This is a genomic window from Pseudomonas sp. UV AK001, assembly GCF_046097675.1.
Classification (GTDB): Bacteria; Pseudomonadota; Gammaproteobacteria; order Pseudomonadales; family Pseudomonadaceae; genus Aquipseudomonas; species Aquipseudomonas kribbensis.
The window spans coordinates 142,791-160,720 of sequence record NZ_JBJUVZ010000003.1; the positions used below are offsets into that span (position 1 = coordinate 142,791).

The following is a 17,930-nucleotide window of genomic DNA, read 5'->3' on the forward strand; positions in this document are numbered from 1 at the left end:
GTATTCACTCTTCTTCGGAGCCTTCGGCGCGCCAGTAACCGACGGCTTTGACGAACTGCTCGTCCAGCCCATGCTCATCGAGCAGCACCCGGCGGATCTGCCTAGAAACCTTGGTCTCGGTCGCCACCCACGCATACAGATTGCCCTTGGGCACCTGCAACTGCTTCACGGTGGTCAGCAGGCTGTCCTTGTTGGCGCCGCGCAACACCCAGATCACATTGACCTGCGCCGCGCTTTCCAGCGCTTGCTGCTCCTTGCCGTTTTCCACTTCGACCACCACCAGCGCCTTGCGATTGGCCGCGAGGCCTTCCAGGCGGCGGGCGATGGCGGGCAGGGCGGTTTCGTCGCCGATCAGCAGGTAGCTGTCGAAGATGTCCGGCACGATCATCGAGCCGCGCGGGCCGCCGATGTGCAGGAACTGCCCGGGCTTGGCCTGTTCGGCCCAGGTCGAGGCAGGGCCGTCGCCGTGCAGGACGAAGTCGATGTCCAGTTCCAGCTTGTCGAGATCGTAGCGACGCGGGGTGTAGTCGCGCATCTCGGGCATCGGCACGTCGTTTTTGCCGGCGCCGAGCACCAGGGTTTCCAGCGCGGCGGCCTGCTCGGCGTTCTGCGGGAACAGCAGTTTGACGTGGTCATCGGTGCCGAGGCTGACGAACCCGGCCAGTTCCGGCCCGCCGAGGGTGATGCGGCGCATGCGCGGGGTCAGGTCGACCACCCGCAGCACTTCCAGTCGGCGACGTTTGATTTCGTGCATCACACGGTGGATGCCTTGGGTCTGGACTTCAGTCATTCGGCTTTCTCCGGAGCAGGTTGAACGGCGGGGCCGTCGACGATGGCTTTGGCGGTGTCGTTGAGCAGCTCGCGAACGCGCAGGATTTCTTCCGGGCTCCAGCGCCCATGGTGCATTTGCAGCGCATGACGCAGGTTATGCACCGCTTCATGAATTTCCGGCGGCCGGTCGTGGCCGCGCAACGAGCGCTTACTGACATCGATACGCATACGCACGCCGTCGAGGGCCACGGCCTGTTCGCTCAGCGATTGGCGACCGGCATCGGTGACCGCGTAGCGCTTTTTGCCGCCCTCGGCGTCGCCGGTGATCATTTCGCTTTCTTCGAGAAACGTCAGGGTCGGGTAGATCACGCCGGGGCTGGGACTGTAGGCGCCATCGAACATGGTTTCGATCTGGCGGATCAGGTCGTAGCCATGGCACGGCTGCTCGGCGATCAGCGCCAGCAAAAGCAATTTCAGATCGCCCGGGGCAAAGACCCGTGGGCCGCGACCGCCGCGCTCGCGGCCGTGACGTTTTTCGAAGCCGTCCCGGCTGTCGCCGTGGTCGCGGTGGGGGGAATGATGGTCTCTCATTTCAGTCTTCTCTCGTCGTGTTTAGATACAACTTAAGATATATCTTTGCGACTGGGCAAGGCCTTTTTTCCCGGGAGGAAATGGCAGCTGACGAGTGGTCGGGGAACACGAACGCAGGTTTTTCAATGAGTTCTTTGGAATTGATCAGTCATTCAGGAATAACCATGAAGTTAAAGCTATCACTCTATTAATAGTTGAGCTTATATTCTAAAAATAAATGAAAGTGCGGCTGCGCAAAGCCAGAAGTGCTGTAATGATTTTTATCCGAAACTGTATGTAGGGTATAGCTTACAGTTGGTTTCAAGTATTTTTGTTTTTCGATGTTTTTTCTTTCGAGTTTTGAGGGCGTTGAGCTACAAGTTCGTGGGAAGTTGCCTGCTTACATTCGTTGTTCGAGAGTCGATCATGCCCCGGCGTTGAACTTCTGTGCTTCAGGTCTTATCGGCCGGAGTGACAGGAACTTCAATGTTTCGATTCCTTAAAAGAAAACAGGTACTGATCGATGTTCAAGAAAATCGCAATCACCGCTTCTCTCGCCGCCCTGGCCCTGAGCTCCTCCGTGACCTTCGCTGCCGGTGAGGCCCGCCACTCCATCAGCCTCATCGCTCACGTGCCGACCAACGGTTTCTACGTGGTGCCGACCGACTCGGACCTGGTCAACAAGGACCAGGACATGAGCTTCCAGCCAAGCACCGGCAAGATGCGTGAGATCAACGGTTTCTTCGATGTACGCAACAACAACGGTTCGGTTCACGCCAGTCTGGAAAGTGTTCCGCAATTGATCTACGGAAGTGACACCATCCCGCTGGAAGTATCCTTCAATAACAAAGTTCTGACCCAGACTCCGCAAATGGTCGTGGGTGAGTCCGAGTCCGACGTGAACTACCGCGCACCGCTGAAAATCACGGCCAAGGGCACTACATTCAATCCGGGTGATTACACCGGTACTGTCGCCATGACCTTCGACGCCGTACCTCCAGTCATCACGCCTTGATCGGACGATTCATGTCGACTGGCGTATAGCGTTTTCCGGCGGGACATCCATTCCCCACTGTCCCGCCGGTCTCCAACTTGTTCGAAATCAGAGTAAGAGTTCATGTTCCCGATGACACCCATCGCGGTCGCGCTTGCGCTGCTGTTTTGCGCCGGTGCGATGGCGGCCCCTGCTCCTGCGGGTACGACACCTCGCAGCCTGCTGGCGCAGGCCAAAGGTTTGCCGGCGGATTTCGAGGAGCACTTCTTCGATGTGCCTCTGGCGGTGCGGATCGAACTTGACCAGCAGCCTCTGGGCGAAGCCCTGGTGGTGCTGTCGCGTGATGATCGCATCACCTTGCTTGAGTTCACCGATACCAGCGAGAACCGCTACGGCCCTGCCGAGCGGGAGAAATGGGCCGGTTACCTCAAGGCCGGCGTGGCGCTGGGCGATTGCAGCGGTTCGTGCCCGGATCAACTGCTGGCGGTGCATTACAACCTGGAAAACTCCCTGGTCTCGATCCTCACCCGTAACGCCGAACGTGATCTGGAGGCCAAACGTTTCCACGAGCAGCCCGAAGGTGGCAGCAGCGGTCTGATGGTACGCAACCAGCTCAATCTCAATGGCGGCCAGGATCAGGACCTGGGCGGGCGCTATGGCCTGGAAGCCAGCGGCAGCCTGGGCAACTGGAGCCAGACGTTCAACATGCAAGTGGCACGCATGGGCGGCCCCGACGACAAGCTGTACCACGCCGTGCATGAGCTTTACACCCAGCGCGAGTTGCAAGGCAGCTTCTTTCGCCTGGGCTATTTCACCCCCAATTCCGAAGGCCTGACCCGTCAGCCGCGTACATTCGGTACCAGCCCCGACACGGCGGTCGGTGTGATGTACGGCAGCTCCGACAGTCTGGCCATCAACAATGCGATGCCCAGCGTCTACCCGATTTATGTCACCGCCAACCGTCAGGGTTCAGTGGAAATCTATCGCGACGGCCTGCTGATCAATACCCAGTCGGTGCCCGCCGGGTTGCAGACCCTGGACACCCGGCCGCTGCCCGGCGGCATCTATGAAGTGGAAGTGCGGCTGATCGAAGACGGTCAGATCACCTCCACCACTCAGGAACTGGTCTACAAACCCAATAACTGGCGCAACCTCGACGAGCGCTGGCGCTACAACCTGTTCGCCGGTGAAGAAAGCAAACTGCTCAGCAATTGGGACCAGCAGGCCAGCGGCAGCCCTACGGCGGGCGCGTCGATCAACTACCTGGCGCATCCGCGGGTGATTCTCGGGCTGTCGGCACGCCAGATCCGGGAAACACTGCAATACGGCACGTCCATCGACTGGACCCTGGCCAATCACCTCAGCCTGTATGCCAACGTCTACCAGACCCGGGATTACGGCACCGGACTGGACCTGCAAAGCCTCTACAACTACGGCGCCGGCAGTCTGGTCCTCAGTCACACCCGCAGCTGGCTGGATACCACGGATCTTTACGACACCCTGCCGGACGGCACCCGTGTACGGCAGCGCAACGTGTTCGTCGGCCAGACCAGTAACTCGTCGCTGGCGATCAACCATCGGGTCGATCAGCGCAATTCCCTCAACGCCCGGGTTTCCCATAGCGAAGGTAACGTCGAGGGCGTCGGTGTGGATCTAGGCTGGAGCCGGCGTGCCGAGCTGTTCGGCAATGATGCCAACTGGCGCCTGTCACTGTTCGATCGCCCCGGCAGTTTCAGCAGTGGTAATGACCGCAGCCGGGGCGTCGACCTGAGCCTGAACCTGGCCATCGGCGCGCCGGGCCAGCAACTGACCGGCAGCATTGGCTCTCGCACCGATCGTGACGGCGGTCGCGACAACAATGCCTCGCTCGGCTGGCGCAAGGACTTCAAGGATCACGTGCTGCAAAACGTCTCGGTCACCGCGTTGAGCGACACCTACGGCATGGGCCTGTCGAGCCTGGCCAATTTCCGCACCGACACGGTCAATGGCGATGGTTTCGTTCAGCGTTCGTCCTACAACAACAAGTTCACCGGTGGCCTGAACCTCGACAGCACGCTGGTGATGGGCGGGGAAAAAATGTTGATGACCAGCGAGTACGAGATGCGCGGAGCCGGCATGATCGTCGACGTGGAGTCGGACATCGACGGGATCGTCCTGCGGGCCGATGACCTCAGTGGTGGCGGAGCGGCGTTGAAGCCGGGGCGCAATTTCATTCCGCTGACTGCGTACCAGAACAGCTCCGTGAGCTTCGACTTCGAGGGCAACCATGTGCCCGCCGCGACCATCGCCCCGGCCCGGACCCGCTATCACCTGAACAAGGGGGGCGTGGATTACCGACATATCCGGGTGATGAAAACCCTCACCGTTCTTGGCCGTCTGCTCGATGAGCAGGGGCGTCCACTCAAGGGGCATCACGTGATCAACCACGCCAGTCGCGGAGTCACCGAAGTCGACGGGTTCTTCTCGATGGAAATGAACGCCGGCTCGCCAACCCTCGAAGTACGCCGCGATAACAACCTGCTGTGCCAGTTCCGCCTCAACGAGAAAGAGCATCGCAGCGAAAACAACGTGCTGATGATCGGCGACCTGCGCTGCACGCCGGATACCCTGGCCGATCTCGCATCCACCGAACAGAAGGCGGGTTGAGACCATGAAAAAAACTCCGTACTGGCTGGGCCTGTTGGCGGCGCTGAGCCTGCCATCAGCCGAAGCGGTCAATCAGGAAATCCGGGCGTTGTTCCAGCCGGACTCTTCGAAGCCGAACAAAAATGTGTTCGTCAACAAAACGCCGAACAGCGGCTATTGCACGATCGATCCGGCTCAATGCGCTGACAACATGTTCAGCATTCAGTTGCCGGTGCGTTTTGACTCCACGCGCCCGATCATTCCCGGTGCTCCCGGGGACGCAATGATGTTGAAGGTGCCGGCCAACTGGCGGCGGTTGACCGTTGTCAATCGTGATACGGGCGAGTCGCAAACAGTGGAAGTAAGAATCACCGGTATTGGTTCGAATTTCATCCTGAGCGACTCTGCGGCGAACCTGGTCGGAGTGACTGACATACTCGAAGGACACCAAAGACTCTGGAGCAGTAGCAGTTGGGCTAATGCGCCGGCCCCCTGCCAAAACAGCGGGGTCGGATTCTACACATCTAGAACGTATCGGTTCTTCTGGAAAGCGCCCCAGGAGGCGTGGTGCACAAAAGTGGCCGCGTACCGGATTCCGTCGATGTCCTTCGACACCCTCGATTTTGCCTATGAGCTGCGCACACCCAAGCCTCTGAGTATGTCCTCCGGGCTGTACACCGGATCGCTGTCCTACACACTCGGTCCCACCGGTGATTTCCAGATGGGGCCGATGATGGTGCCAGATGACAGCAACCTGACCCTGGACTTCGTGCTGGATGTGCAGCACACGCTGAAAGTCGATCTTCCACCTGGTGGCAACAAGGTTGCGCTCGAGCCGGCGGGAGGTTGGCAACGCTGGATCGATGGTGGTCAACGGCCCACCGAGATCTTTCGTGATCAGCCGTTTTTCCTGTCCTCGTCTTCGCGATTCAAGGTGATGCTGCAATGCAACTCTCTGGGCGATTCGGACTGTGCCATCGGTAATAACCAGGTGGGCTATTCCGACTTTCGGGTACGGCTCACGATGCCACCGGGCATTGTCGGCCCCGGCAATCACGACGGTTGGTTCGGCACGCTGACCCATAACCTGTGGATCGGTCCGTTCGAACCCAGCCGTTACATCGACCGCAAACAGGGAATGCTGCGCTTCTTCATTCCCCCTCAAAACATGGGTTTTCTCAGGCCCGGCATGAACGGCACCCTGATGGGCATCGCCACGATCATTTTCGATTCGGAAGTATGAGCACCCGACCAGGGGCCATTTCGATTTTCATGAGGTTGAAACAATGACACGTCTGTTTTTGCTGTTGCTGTGCGCGGTGTTCTGGACAACGGCCAGCGCCGGGCCGCAGATCAATGTGGGAACGGTGTACGACTATCTGGATGGTGAGAAGAGCACCTACCTGAAACGGGTGTTCAACAGCGGGGACAGTACCGCGTTCGTCAAGGTCAACGTGCTGGAAATCGTTTACGGCAGCGACGGTCAGTCCAGGGAAATACCGGTCACCAATGCCGCTGACGGGGCGTCGCGCAACGGCCTGATGGCCAGCCCCGCACGGCTGATCATCCCGGCCCAGGGGATGCAGGGCACGCGCTTGCTGTACATGGGCGAGCGCGACCGTGAGCGCTATTTCCGGGTGCGCTTCGTGCCGGTGGTACCGGAGAAGGAGGACGACTTCGTGGTCTCCAACGAAGAACGTGAAGATTACAAGAAGACCCTTTCGGCCGGCGTCAATGTGATGACCGGATTCGGCACGGTGTTTTTCGTACGGCCGAAAGATGCCCGTTACGACACCGTCCTCAATGACACCGGCAGTCGGTACGAAGTACGCAACAACGGCAACACGGTGGTGGTGGTCGACGAGTTCAAGAGCTGCTCGCTGGACAAGGAGACCGATTGCGGTGCGACCGTCAAACACCACGTCATGGCCGGCCGCACGTTCGGTTTCGACAAGGAAAAAGGCCGCGAATACCGCTTCAAGCTCGTCGAAGGCGAGCGCAAGAAGGATCTCAAGGTTGTCAGTCGCTGACTCACGGGAAAAACCATGAACAAGCATTGTGTGGCCGCTGTACTGGCGGTAATCAGCGCATTGACCGGTGCTACGGCCTGGGCCGCGCGGGAAACGCTGCAATTTGAAGTCACGCTGACGATCCCCAGCCGATCCTTTTATATCCTGCCGTCGGAGCCGGACTGGATCCACCAGCCACAGGTCCTGCTATGGAACTCCCCGGCTTCGACCCTTGGCGGCATCAGCAAGAACTTCGATGTGCGGCATGACACCAGCGCCATCGAGGCACGCCTGGAAAGTGCGCCTTACCTGTCGACAGGCAGATTCGGTGAAAACATCGACCTGCGTGTGCGCTTCAACAATGTCGAGCTGAGCGCCCATCCGGCATTTCGTCAGGTGCTGTCAAAAGAGGAGGCCGCAACCGGCAAACGTGTTCTGCTGGAGATAGACCCGATCGTTCCTGCAGGCGGTTACAAGGCGGGCGATTATTTCGGCAATGTTTTGGTGCTGTTCAACGCTCGTGCTCCTGGCGAGTGACTGGCGGCGGCACGCGATCCGTATTCGATTGTGGAGCAAAAATCACGATTATCGCCAGTCAAGGGTGCCGCCAGGGAGGCGGTTTCTATCCACGCAAAAGGAAGTGACATGTTCAAGCAAGCGGTCATTGCCGTGACCATCGGCTTCTCGACACCAATGACGGGAGGTGTATTTGCGGCGCAGGAGAAACACATCTTTGAAGTTTCTGTGGATATTCCGACCCTGGAGTTTTACGTGATCCCGACTGAGGGGGACTGGATTCACCTTCAGCAGACATTGCCCTGGAACCTGACGACTTCAACGCTGGGTGGCTTGCGCAAGAACTTCGATGTACGCACCGACAGCAGTGCCATCGAAGCCCGTCTCGAAAGCTTCGCCATTCTGTCCAGCGGCCAGGACTCACGGGACGACATCAGCCTGCGCGTTGCCTTTAACGGCACGGAACTGAGCAATCATCCGGTGCCGCGTCAGGTCGTGTCCCGCGAGGAGGCGGTGGCGGGTAAACGGGTGCAACTGGAAATCGAACCACGGGTCCACCCGGACGGGTACAAACCGGGCGATTACTACGGCAGCGTCAACATCATTTTCAACGTGGCGGCCCCGGCGGGCTGAGCGCTTGAAGTACAACAGACCGATTGCTGAGCAAGGAGCTGGTAATGGTTTCAGGGTTGCGCAAGATCAACAGGTTCAATCAGGCAAAAGGGTGGTGCGGTGTGTGCGCAGGGCTGATGTCATCAGCGGCATTGGCGGTGACGCAGGAAATTCGTGCGGTCTACATTCCCGATCCGGCCAATCCACAGACCAACACCTTCATCAACCAGACGCCTCAGAGCGGCTACTGCGGTACTTACCCCAGCGATTGCAAACCGTTGTCCGGTGTCAGACTTCCGTTGCGTTTCGCCTCGGTTCAGGCGGTCGAACCGGGGGCGTCCGAACGCAACGGTGCGATGTTCAGCATGCCCGCACAGTGGCACAGTCTGGTGGTGACCAATGTGTTCACGGGTGAATCGGCGACGGTGGAAATGCGCATTGGCGGATTCGGTTCCCAGTACGTGCTGAGCGACACGGCGGCCAACCTGACCGGCGAAACCGACGACCAACAGGCGCACCACAAACTGTGGGGCACCAGTTGGGGCGTTGCGCCGTTGCCTTGCCGGCCCGGGGCGATGCCGTCTCACGGGCCTGACTTTTTCCGTTTCTTCTGGAAGACGCCGGCCGAAGGCGTCTGCGCCAAACGGGCCGCGTTCATGATTCCCTGGATGTCCTATGGCTATCTGGACGTGGGCTACGAATTGCGCATGCCGGACCCGTTGAAGATGTCCGCCGGCCTGTACACCGGTCAGTTGGCCTACGGTGTCGGGCCGGGCATGGACATCGACACCGGCGACAATCTGTTGCCGGACAATTCGGCCGTGACCTTCAGGTTCGTACTGGATGTGCAGCATGTGCTCAAGGTCGACATTCCCCCCGGCGGCAACAAGGTGGTACTGGTGCCGCAAGGTGGCTGGCAGACCTGGCTGCAACAGGGGCGCAAACCGGTGCGATTGTTCCGCGATCAGACCTTCAACATTTCGTCGTCGTCGCGCTTCAAGATGTTTATCGAATGCCAGCACGGCGGCGCGCAGTCCTGCGGGATACGGGGCACGGAGGGCGGCGGGGCCGATGCTCAGGTGTTCGTGAGCGTCAGCCTGCCCGACAGTATCACCGACGATGCAGGCCGGCCGGTGCGCCGTCGGCCGTTGACCTCCAGCCCGAATGCTCCGGGCTTTCAACCGGACCGGTTTCTGGACCGGACGGCGGGCACGTTGCATTTCGAAATACCCCGGGAGTACGTCGAACAGATGCTGCAGCCTGGTCAAGCCAGGCGTTACGCCGGCAATGTCACGGTGATCTGGGATTCGGACGTGTAGCACAGGTCCTGAAGACAACCTGGAGGGATTGTCTTCAGGATGCCGTTCAAGGGGTCAAATGCCTGCGCGTGACATCGCCTCGCGTGTCAGCCTTATGTTCAAGGCTTTCTCCTGCTTGCCCAGGTTCTCCAGCAACTCGTCGAAGGTCTTCTGGCTCATCTTTTCCGGTGTGAAGACAACGGCGTCCGGTATGGACAATCGGCGCGCCAGTTCGGCGAGTGTCTGCCTGAGTGACGGAGAACGGTCGGCCGACTCGACCCAGCTTTCCTGAGCGGCCTGCAGGTCGATCAGTAGATTGGCCTTATCCTGAAACAGGCGGGTATTGGCCGCAAGTTCTCCGGACCAGGTTTCCCGCAGATAGCGATCCCAGAATGGCTGATCGAGCATCTGCTTTACCAGCCTGTCACCGGCTTCCTCGTCGATAATCCTGTTGTAGGCGGCATCAATGGTTTCATCACTGACCCCGGCGACCATACGGAATCTCATGGCCTCGGACTGCCAGGGCAGTTCAAGGCGTCTGGCCAGCCCGGTCTCATAAGCCAGATGCACTTCCACTTCGTCGGGGTTGCCTTGTCGTGCCGCGATGTCGGCCCGGGCAATCTCATTGACCTGTCTGAGTCGTGCAGCACCTTTGGCCAGTATCACCAATCGGCGTTCAAGTTCTTCGGGAGAACTGGAAAAAGTGCGTGCCTCCGACTCCAGTACGCGTATTCCCATGCTGTTGAACAACTGGGCCCCGGCATCTTCGCAACCTTCGGGATCGGTCGACATCAGGAACAGCTCTTCGCGCAGCCGGGTGTCGATGTCCATGGCGTCGATCATGCGCCAGACGCGGTCGGTCAACTGATCCCGCGCCTCGCCACCCTGCTCGTAATCAGCAGAACGGGTCAGACCCTGCAGCACCTGAAAAAATCCATCGGAGCCGGGTTCGCTTGCCAGTTCGTGCCACGCTTCCGGGCGAAAAGCACCGATGCCGGGCGTTTCATCGGCCAGGTTGGTGTCTACGGACAGCGGCCATTGCTCAAGCAAGTCTTCGGCAACGGTCGCGTAGCTTTGCGAAGGACGAAGGCCCACTGATCTTCTGTATTGCTCATAAGTGGAGCGGGCCCGTCTGGCGAGTTGCTCCAGATGAACGCGCGTACGGGCGATCAGGTAAGCCTCATCGGAGCCGGGCTGTACTTCGGGGATATACCTGAGCGGATTGTTGCCCAGATCAAGAAAGAACCCTCGTGGGCGGGGAACATCGAACAGGCCCAGGGGCCATGCGTCAATCTGGGTATTGATCAGGCTCAGGATCCGCAATCTCGGCATACGCCCGACCGACAGGGGCATGCTGACGGGGTTGTTGTCCAGTCTCAGGATTTCCAGGCGTGCCAGCGAGTTCAACTGCTGCGCATTGGTGGGTGTCAGTTGCAGCTGGTTGTTGCTCAGACGCAGGGTTTCCAGACGCTGCATCTGACCGATGCTGGCCGGCAGGGTTTTGAGATCGCAGTATCTGGCGCTCAGTTGACGCAGTTGAGGGAAATCCTTCAACAGTCCGTTGGCGGCCGAAGAAAATCCCTGGCCGTCCAGGTTCAGTGTCGTGATCTGATCGAGCCAGGGTTTGAGGCCGTCGGGCAACTGGTCCCACCAGTGTTGAAGGTTATGGGGCAGCATCTCTTTCGACAAGTCCAGTGCATATCCGCTTTCAAGGCTGGTGCTGCGTTCCTGGAACACTTCGGATCGGCGTTCGAAACACTCCAGCAGACGGTCAGCGATGAAGCGCCCGCCTCTGTGCTGATAGTCATGATAGGCACGGGGCAGGTTGGCGTCGGGACCGTCTGCATCCCAACTGCTCAGGAAGCTCTGTCTCCAGGTTTCCAGTTTTTCCTTCAACGTCTTGAGTTCACCTTCAAGCCGCGCGATTTTCCAGTGTGCATCACCCGTGGAGTGCAATGACCGGGTGAACGCCGTCACTTCTGTTTCGCTGAAATGCGGGTAGAGATTTCTGACCTTTTCTTCCACGGTCAGCGGTGCCTTGGACTGCGAGGGGCCTCGCAACAACAACTCGGTTTCCAGCGGCACGAACGGGCGGATGGGCGGTCGCGCCAGCACGATCCGGCGCTCGGCTGGCGTCTCGGTCAACGCCATCACCCATTGCCTGAGCATTCTCCCTTGACCTGTGCGGTAACCCAATGCCCTGCGCCTGGCTTCGGGGATGGCCGACAGAAGGGCCTCATAGAAATCGCTGGCGCCCAGAAGCCTGTTGTCAGCGTGGTCATGCACTTCATAGCGGCCGTGCTCATTTCTGATCAGCCTGTGTACCGTGGCGGCATCCTCTGGGCCGGCGCTGCACCGCAACGGGCCGTCATGTGTGCCCTCTCGCACTTCGATGCGCAAGTTTCCAAAGACGTCGGTGTAAACCCTCAAGGTATTGAGGGCGAGCCGTGCGGTGTCGGGAGTGAACAAAGCCGGATCCTGTAAGCCCTCGTTGGCCCGGGTTGCCAGAACCTCGAATTCGATTTCACGAGCCTGACTCTTCAGGCGCAACGGGATGCGTTGCTTCTCGGTCATGATGCTGTGTTCGGCAGCTGTCGCCTCGCTGGCCACCGATTCGGCAAGCCGTGCGGACAAACGCGGGAACCGGCGCTGGACTATCTGGGCCAGCGTATCGACAGTGCGATTCTTGAAGCGGTAGTGATAATCGAAGATTTCGGGTTCCCGGGTTCGCACGATATCGGCCAGGCGGTTGCGCAGGATTTGCGCTCGTCGGGCTTTCGGGTAGTCCCCGCCAAGCAGGGATCGCATGTCGGCGTCATCGAAAAAGTCCACCAGCCGTTCAGGGAGTTTGTTGTCCATTACATCGGCAACGCCGATGGATAGTGTCTGAGCGTCAGAAGCCCGGGGATTTCCGTATTGCCTGTGGGCACCGGTCAGATCGTTGTTTTGCCAGACCTTCAGAGCCTTGTCGGCAGGCCAGCCCGGCATGTCAGGGACTGCCCGGTCAAACCAGTGCGATTCTGGCGGGAGCGGCTGTCCGGTACGTATGAGTTCACCGAAGTTTTGGGTTTCCTGCCGGGTCTTGAAGCGGGTGAGCGTATCGTCCAGCAACGGCGGTGGCGGGGTGTTTTCCACATGCATCCGGCGCAGCGAGTCGACCGGCGTGCCACTGATTTGGCGTATCCGCTCCAGTTCGGTGTCACTCAAACCATCGACCGAGTGGCCTATTCGACGCATCAGGCGCGGGCCTTCCCACTCATGGGGGGACTCCGCCTCGTGAGTCCAGGCCCCCCGACCGTTGTGCTGCAGTCGTGGTGAATAAGCCTGCGATCGGGAAGGGTGCTCGACACGGTAGTCGCCGCTGTTGCGGTCGAACCTGACCGCATAGTGCCTGCCCTCCAGCGGCAGAACAGTCTTGCCTGCATGTTGATGCAGGCCCAGAGCATCTGGTTTTGAGCCACCCGGCAGCCTCAGTTGCGACTGCTCGTAGGGTTTGAGATCCGGGTGCCACAAGCGCGTGCCGCCATCGAACGAACGCACCGCTTTCATGTTTTCAATCAAGGGAGACAACTTCAGCAACAACGGCTTGGCGATGACGCCGCCAGTGGCAAAAGCCGCCAGTTGCAGAACATTGTTGACCACCCCCACCACATGCTCCGCGGCCTCCTCCCAATGGGCCAGTGTCAGATCCACCACACCTTCGATGACTTCATTGGTCAATTGCCAGGCGGTGTAGCCCAGCATCGCAAGGCCGACGACAGGTACAAAGGGCGCAGCCACCATCACCGCCACGTTCAGGATGTCCTGGGCAACCTTGAAGACGTTCGCCCACCAGTCCGCGCGAGCACTCTTGTCTGCATCGGCGGTAGGCACGGCGATGTTGCGTGCATCGTTGAGAATCTTGTCGAGCTGGCGCTGATAGAGTGATTCCCACAATGCCCCGGTGATGGCTGTTGCGCCGTATTGCAGGTTGGGATTGCTGGTCGGTGTTTCGCGCCAGGACGGACGCGAGTCTCCGCGTTCGTGTGGATACCATTTCACATGCGTCAGACGCTGTTTGAGATCGGCGAAGAAGTGCCCGCGCTCATGGTGATCGACGAACTGACTGAAGAACTGCCAGTAATTGCCACCAGTGGAGGCCAGGGTTTCGTTCCTCTGCAACTGACGAGACAGTTCCTTGAGAAAGGCGAGGTGGGAGTCGTATTCCTTCAACGGATGTTCGGGGTCGTGGGGGACGTAGACGATGACCCGCGAGGAGTGCTGCGGCTGAGCGGGATCGGGACGCAGGATCAGGATACCGGTCATCTTCAGATCCATGATGTTCAGCTCGCAGGCCTGCATCGTCTGCTGGCCAAGCTTGAGCGCCATGCGACCGTCGAGCAGGGCTCGAATCAGTTGAAAACCTTCGCGGCTGATCTCTTCTTTCGCCAACGCCATATGCGCGGCTGCCTGCAGCGTGGCCTTGTGACTCTGTACAACCTGTGACTGCACGTAGCTGCGCGCCACTGGTTCGTCGCTCAGCAGCATTTCCTGGAGGTGGGCTTGATAGAGCCTGCCGATATCCAGTTCCCGACACAGGGTCTGGAATTGGGCAATGGTCATCATTCGATCAAGTGGCGAAATATCGTACTGTTCGCTTACATGTTCTCTTTTGACGAGAAACGCGCAGTTCGACGCGTAAGTTTCGTCACAGGAAAAGTTGTTTAACGCGGCTTCGAGCAATGACACTTTTCTTGTGGTTGAACCACTGAATATTTTTATCACGTACCAGGGCGATCTGGCGTCGCGGTACAGCATCAGAAACGTATTCTCGATATCGACGTCGATGCCGGTTCTTTCCCGCAAACGGGCTTTCAGCAGTGGTGCGGCAAACGAGTGAATATCTTTCAGTCGGTCCAGTGCCTTGTCGGCACCGTTGCGGGCTGCCCAAGCGTTTTTATTGACTCGGGCCAGTTGCGGCGTCATCCACGATTCACGGTGAGGTTTGATCTTTTTCAACGCTTCGCCGTGGTGCGGTTTCATAGCGGTAAATACCGGATCGATCCGCGATTTGATTAATTCGTAATGTTGCCCTTTGTATTCAGTTGTTGCAGTCATGGGTACAGCCTTGAATAAGTCAGGAAGCTTCAGCCTAACGTTCAAGGGGGCCGAGAATTAGTTCAAAAGCCTGCTGTTCGAGTGCGAACCTGGCGGGCGAAACATTGAATATTGGAATGCATAAAACAATTAGTTATTGCCTCCACAACCTCAGTCAGTATTACGCGATGGCAGGTTCACCAGAGCCACCTGGGGAACTTGCGGTGGCCGGCATTGCGAATCACTGCCCGGCTGCAGATACGGCATCAGGATCGGTGCCATGCCCTTGAGCACCTGTACCGGCAGGGCCGAGGTGAATTTGAAGTTCTCCGCCGAGCGTCCCGGAACGAACGCGGTGAGTGTGCCGAAATGGTGATCGCCGATGTAGAACACGAAGGTCGCCGTGCGGTTGATCGACTTGGAACTCAAAATGCGCCCGCCGGAACCGATGGCCTCGATGCGGTTGTCGCCCGTACCGGTTTTTCCGCCCATGGTCAGCGGTGTTCCATCGTTCAGTTTGAAACTGCCGGAAACACGTTTGGCGGTTCCCGAGTCCACCACTTGCGACAGTGCTTCACGCATCGCCGTGGCGACTTCGGACGGCATCACCCGTTTGCCGACATGGGGATCATTGACCAGTTTCGTTTCGTAAGGCGTACCGGCGGCAAAATGCAGGCTGTCGATGCGTAGCGTAGGCATGCGCACACCGTCGTTGAGGATGGTGCCGATCAACTCGGCCAGCGCGGCGGGGCGGTCGCCGGAACTGCCGATGGCGGTGGCCAGCGACGGCACCAGGTGATCGAACGGGTAACCGACTTTCTGCCAGCGCTGATGGATGTCGAGGAAGGCTTCGATCTCCAGCATGGTGCGGATCCGGCTGTCCCGGGCGCCCTTGTGCTTGCTCTTGAACAGCCAGCTGTAGACCTCCTGACGCTCGAACTGACTGGCCTTGACGATCTGGCTCCAGGTTGCGTCCGGGTGGTTGAGCAGATAGCCGATCAGCCACAGATCCAACGGGTGGACTTTGGCAATGAAGCCTTGGTCGGGCAGGTCGTAGGTGCCGGGGCCATAGGCCAGATAAAGCCTTTCGAGGCGCTCGTCGGTGAGCTTTTCAGTGATTTTCACGCCCTTCAGGTGCGACCGCACAAAGCTGTTGAAGTCTTCCTGGCTGGCGTTGGGCAGCAGGTAGCGATGCACGGCGGCCATGCGGATCGGCGTCGGGCGCATGCTGTCGAGGAAGGTGTCGAGGCGGGCCTGGGTGTCCTTGTTTTTATACTTCTTCCAGAACTTGAGCAGGAACGAAGTGCCTTCACGGTCAGCGAACGAAGCCAGATATTCCTGACGCCGCGGGTCGCGATCATCCTTGAGCAATTCGGCGCTGTTGTTGGGACCGGAGTAGGTGGTGTAGCGCACCAGATCGCGCATCAGGCGAATGAATGGCAGGTTGATCGACTCGCGCAGGGCATCGCGCAGGGTCGGCATGCGGCCGTTGTCTTCCTTGCGGAAGTTGTGGAACACGTGCAGGCCGCCACCGGTGAAAAACGCCTCGCCGGGACTGGCGGAATATTTGCGGTCGAGGGCGGCGCCAAGCATTTTCGACAGGTCGTGATCCTTGTTCTGGATCAGGTAATCGATCACCCACTGGGTCAGGCGGTCCTGATCCGGCACGTCGACTTTCTTCAGTTCCGGCACGGTCATGGCGCCGTACTTGTCATGCAGCTCGGAGATGATTTGCAGGTAGGTGGTCAGCACCCGCATCTTCGCCGTGGAGCCCAGTTCCAGTTTGCTGCCTTCGTTGATGTCGAACGGCTGGTCGGTGCTGTCGGTCTGCACCCGCACCCGCGAGCCGTCCGGGGTCAGCTCGAACAGGGTGAAGCTGTAGCGCACTTGCGTGGTGCTGGTGGGCGTCAGCAGACGTTCACCGAGCAGGCCGATTTCAGCGGCGTAGGCCGGGTCGGCGAGTTTCTTCAGGTAGGCCGTGGCCTGGGTTTGCAGCTCCCCTTGCAAGGTGCTGGTGGCCGAGAGGTCGAGGCGGTCGAGGTCGTAGAGCGGACGATTGAGCATCGAGGCCAGACGGCTGCGGGCGACGCTGATGCCTTTGTTGGTTTCGATCGGCTGAATGGTCGGCTGGGTCTGCCAGTCGCGGTAAGTGACCTTGCTGGCCAGGGCGGCATCGGCCAGCGCGTTGTCGATCACGCCGTTCTGCTTGAGCAGCCGCAGGTGGCTGTCGGTGAGATCGGCCAGCTCTTCCCGGCCCTTGGTCAGGTAATGGGAAGGCCGGCGCTGGGCGATCATCAGCGAAAGCATTTCGCGCAGGGCCAGGCCCTTGTCGGCCAGGGTCTGCGGATCGGTGGCGGTACTGGCGAGTTTTTGATTGGCTTCATTGAAATCGGCGCCGTACCAGACCCGCAGGCCTTCGGCCATGCCATGGACTTCACCGTGCCCCGGCACCGCCGACAACGGCACGCTGTTGAGGTAGTCACGAATGATGTTGCGCCGTGCCGGCAAGGTGTCCGGGCCGGCCTGATAGGCGCGCACGCTGGCGGAAATCATCTGGCGGATTTTCTCGGCACCGTTCACCGTCAGTCCGTCAGGCGAGTGGCGATACTTTTCCAGCTGCGTGGCCAGCGTACTGCCGCCCGCCGACTGCCCCGGCAAGTGCAGGAGCTTGGCGACTTGCGACCACGCGGCCATGCCGAAGCGCGGCCAGTCCACCGCCGGGTTGGCCAGCGGTTGTTTCGGGTCCAGCAGGAAACGGTTTTCGATGAACAGCAGGCTGTTGACCACCACCGGCGGGATCGACTCGAAACTCGAATACAGCTGCTGTGGATAGTTGTACTGATACAACGGCGCGGCGCGGCAATCGGTGATCGACAGCCCGGCCTGGATCTTCTCGGAGTAGGGCACGAACAGGCCCTTGTCGGTATAGCCGAGCAGCGCTGGCGAGAAGCGCGTCTGTTCGGTGATCACGTAATTGCGCTTGAGCAATCGTGGCAAAAACTCGTCCAGCGAGCTGTAACCCAGACGCAGATCGAAAGGCCCGTTGCCCGGATAACGAATGGCTTCGCTGGGGCCAGGTTGCAGTTCATAGGTCAATCTGGCGGCGTACTGGCTGACCTCGCGGGATTGAAAACGCGAAGTGCGCATTTCCTTCATCGCGGCCAGGCCCACCACAATCGCAATGATCACCAGCAATAGCCAGAAAGCCTTCCACCCATGCCGGTTACGACGGGGTTTCTCAGGGACAGGCGCTTCATCCACACGTTCAGTCGGAACCACTTTTTCACTCGAATCGGTTTGCCACAAAGCGCCCATAGTCGATTGATCCATTCAAGCAGATTGATCGGACTTGACTGAAGCTTAGTCGCTGGTTGGCGTCGGTGAAAAAATTGTGAAGGTGAAGGCTCGGCCGAACGTCGGTGGGTGCGACGATCTCGTGGTCGAAGCATGGCAGTGTCT

General features: G+C 59.3%; 11 protein-coding genes. 7 read left to right on the forward strand and 4 right to left on the reverse strand.

Features of this window, described 5'->3' with window-relative positions; all coding sequences use genetic code 11:
- Nucleotides 1-4 precede the first annotated feature (4 nt).
- Complete coding sequence (locus ACKLNA_RS11695) at nt 5-790, reverse strand: siderophore-interacting protein (RefSeq protein ID WP_408985942.1); 786 nt, start codon at nt 788-790, stop codon at nt 5-7.
- Nucleotides 787-1,362, reverse strand: coding sequence for a PadR family transcriptional regulator (locus ACKLNA_RS11700; RefSeq protein ID WP_408985943.1), 576 nt, complete (start codon nt 1,360-1,362; stop codon nt 787-789). The genes ACKLNA_RS11695 and ACKLNA_RS11700 overlap by 4 nt, the downstream gene beginning before the upstream one ends.
- A 502-nt stretch (nt 1,363-1,864) precedes the next feature.
- Here ACKLNA_RS11700 and ACKLNA_RS11705 point away from each other — a divergent pair.
- From ACKLNA_RS11705 to ACKLNA_RS11735, 7 genes are all read left to right on the forward strand, one after another.
- Nucleotides 1,865-2,356, forward strand: coding sequence for a CS1 type fimbrial major subunit (locus tag ACKLNA_RS11705; RefSeq protein ID WP_408985944.1), 492 nt, complete (start codon nt 1,865-1,867; stop codon nt 2,354-2,356).
- 102 nt (nt 2,357-2,458) lie between these two features.
- Nucleotides 2,459-4,981 carry a TcfC E-set like domain-containing protein gene (locus tag ACKLNA_RS11710; protein WP_408985945.1) on the forward strand — a complete coding sequence of 841 codons (2,523 nt, stop codon included), beginning with the start codon at nt 2,459-2,461 and terminating at the stop codon, nt 4,979-4,981.
- Nucleotides 4,982-4,985: 4 nt separating this feature from the next.
- On the forward strand, nt 4,986-6,203 hold the full coding sequence (locus tag ACKLNA_RS11715; protein ID WP_408985946.1) for a hypothetical protein: 1,218 nt from the start codon (nt 4,986-4,988) through the stop codon (nt 6,201-6,203).
- A 43-nt stretch (nt 6,204-6,246) separates the two neighbouring features.
- Nucleotides 6,247-6,990: a molecular chaperone gene (locus tag ACKLNA_RS11720; RefSeq protein ID WP_408985947.1), complete on the forward strand. Its 744-nt coding sequence runs from the start codon at nt 6,247-6,249 to the stop codon at nt 6,988-6,990.
- Nucleotides 6,991-7,005: 15 nt separating this feature from the next.
- Nucleotides 7,006-7,506, forward strand: a complete 501-nt coding sequence (locus tag ACKLNA_RS11725) for a fimbrial assembly protein (RefSeq protein ID WP_408985948.1) — start codon at nt 7,006-7,008, stop codon at nt 7,504-7,506.
- A gap of 108 nt (nt 7,507-7,614) precedes the next feature.
- Nucleotides 7,615-8,118, forward strand: a complete 504-nt coding sequence (locus ACKLNA_RS11730) for a CS1 type fimbrial major subunit (RefSeq protein ID WP_408985949.1) — start codon at nt 7,615-7,617, stop codon at nt 8,116-8,118.
- Between the two features lie 44 nt (nt 8,119-8,162).
- Complete coding sequence (locus ACKLNA_RS11735) at nt 8,163-9,416, forward strand: hypothetical protein (protein ID WP_408985950.1); 1,254 nt, start codon at nt 8,163-8,165, stop codon at nt 9,414-9,416.
- Nucleotides 9,417-9,470: 54 nt separating this feature from the next.
- On the opposite strand, the gene ACKLNA_RS11740 is transcribed toward ACKLNA_RS11735, so the two are convergent.
- Both ACKLNA_RS11740 and ACKLNA_RS11745 read right to left on the reverse strand, forming a co-directional pair.
- Nucleotides 9,471-14,492 (reverse strand): NEL-type E3 ubiquitin ligase domain-containing protein, encoded by a 5,022-nt coding sequence (locus ACKLNA_RS11740; protein ID WP_408985951.1) that lies wholly within the window; start codon nt 14,490-14,492, stop codon nt 9,471-9,473.
- Between the two features lie 150 nt (nt 14,493-14,642).
- A complete protein-coding gene (locus ACKLNA_RS11745) occupies nt 14,643-17,786 on the reverse strand; it encodes a transglycosylase domain-containing protein (RefSeq protein ID WP_408985952.1) in 3,144 nt (1,047 codons plus the stop codon).
- Between the last annotated feature and the right edge of the window lie 144 nt (nt 17,787-17,930).

Coding starts and splice junctions, on each gene's coding strand:
- ACKLNA_RS11700 (WP_408985943.1), bottom strand. CDS start 1,362: ATGAGAGACCATCATTCCCCCCACCGCGACCACGGCGACAGCCGGGAC.
- ACKLNA_RS11705 (WP_408985944.1), top strand. CDS start 1,865: ATGTTCAAGAAAATCGCAATCACCGCTTCTCTCGCCGCCCTGGCCCTG.
- ACKLNA_RS11740 (WP_408985951.1), bottom strand. CDS start 14,492: ATGACTGCAACAACTGAATACAAAGGGCAACATTACGAATTAATCAAA.
- ACKLNA_RS11715 (WP_408985946.1), top strand. CDS start 4,986: ATGAAAAAAACTCCGTACTGGCTGGGCCTGTTGGCGGCGCTGAGCCTG.
- ACKLNA_RS11735 (WP_408985950.1), top strand. CDS start 8,163: ATGGTTTCAGGGTTGCGCAAGATCAACAGGTTCAATCAGGCAAAAGGG.
- ACKLNA_RS11720 (WP_408985947.1), top strand. CDS start 6,247: ATGACACGTCTGTTTTTGCTGTTGCTGTGCGCGGTGTTCTGGACAACG.
- ACKLNA_RS11695 (WP_408985942.1), bottom strand. CDS start 790: ATGACTGAAGTCCAGACCCAAGGCATCCACCGTGTGATGCACGAAATC.
- ACKLNA_RS11725 (WP_408985948.1), top strand. CDS start 7,006: ATGAACAAGCATTGTGTGGCCGCTGTACTGGCGGTAATCAGCGCATTG.
- ACKLNA_RS11730 (WP_408985949.1), top strand. CDS start 7,615: ATGTTCAAGCAAGCGGTCATTGCCGTGACCATCGGCTTCTCGACACCA.
- ACKLNA_RS11745 (WP_408985952.1), bottom strand. CDS start 17,786: ATGGGCGCTTTGTGGCAAACCGATTCGAGTGAAAAAGTGGTTCCGACT.
- ACKLNA_RS11710 (WP_408985945.1), top strand. CDS start 2,459: ATGTTCCCGATGACACCCATCGCGGTCGCGCTTGCGCTGCTGTTTTGC.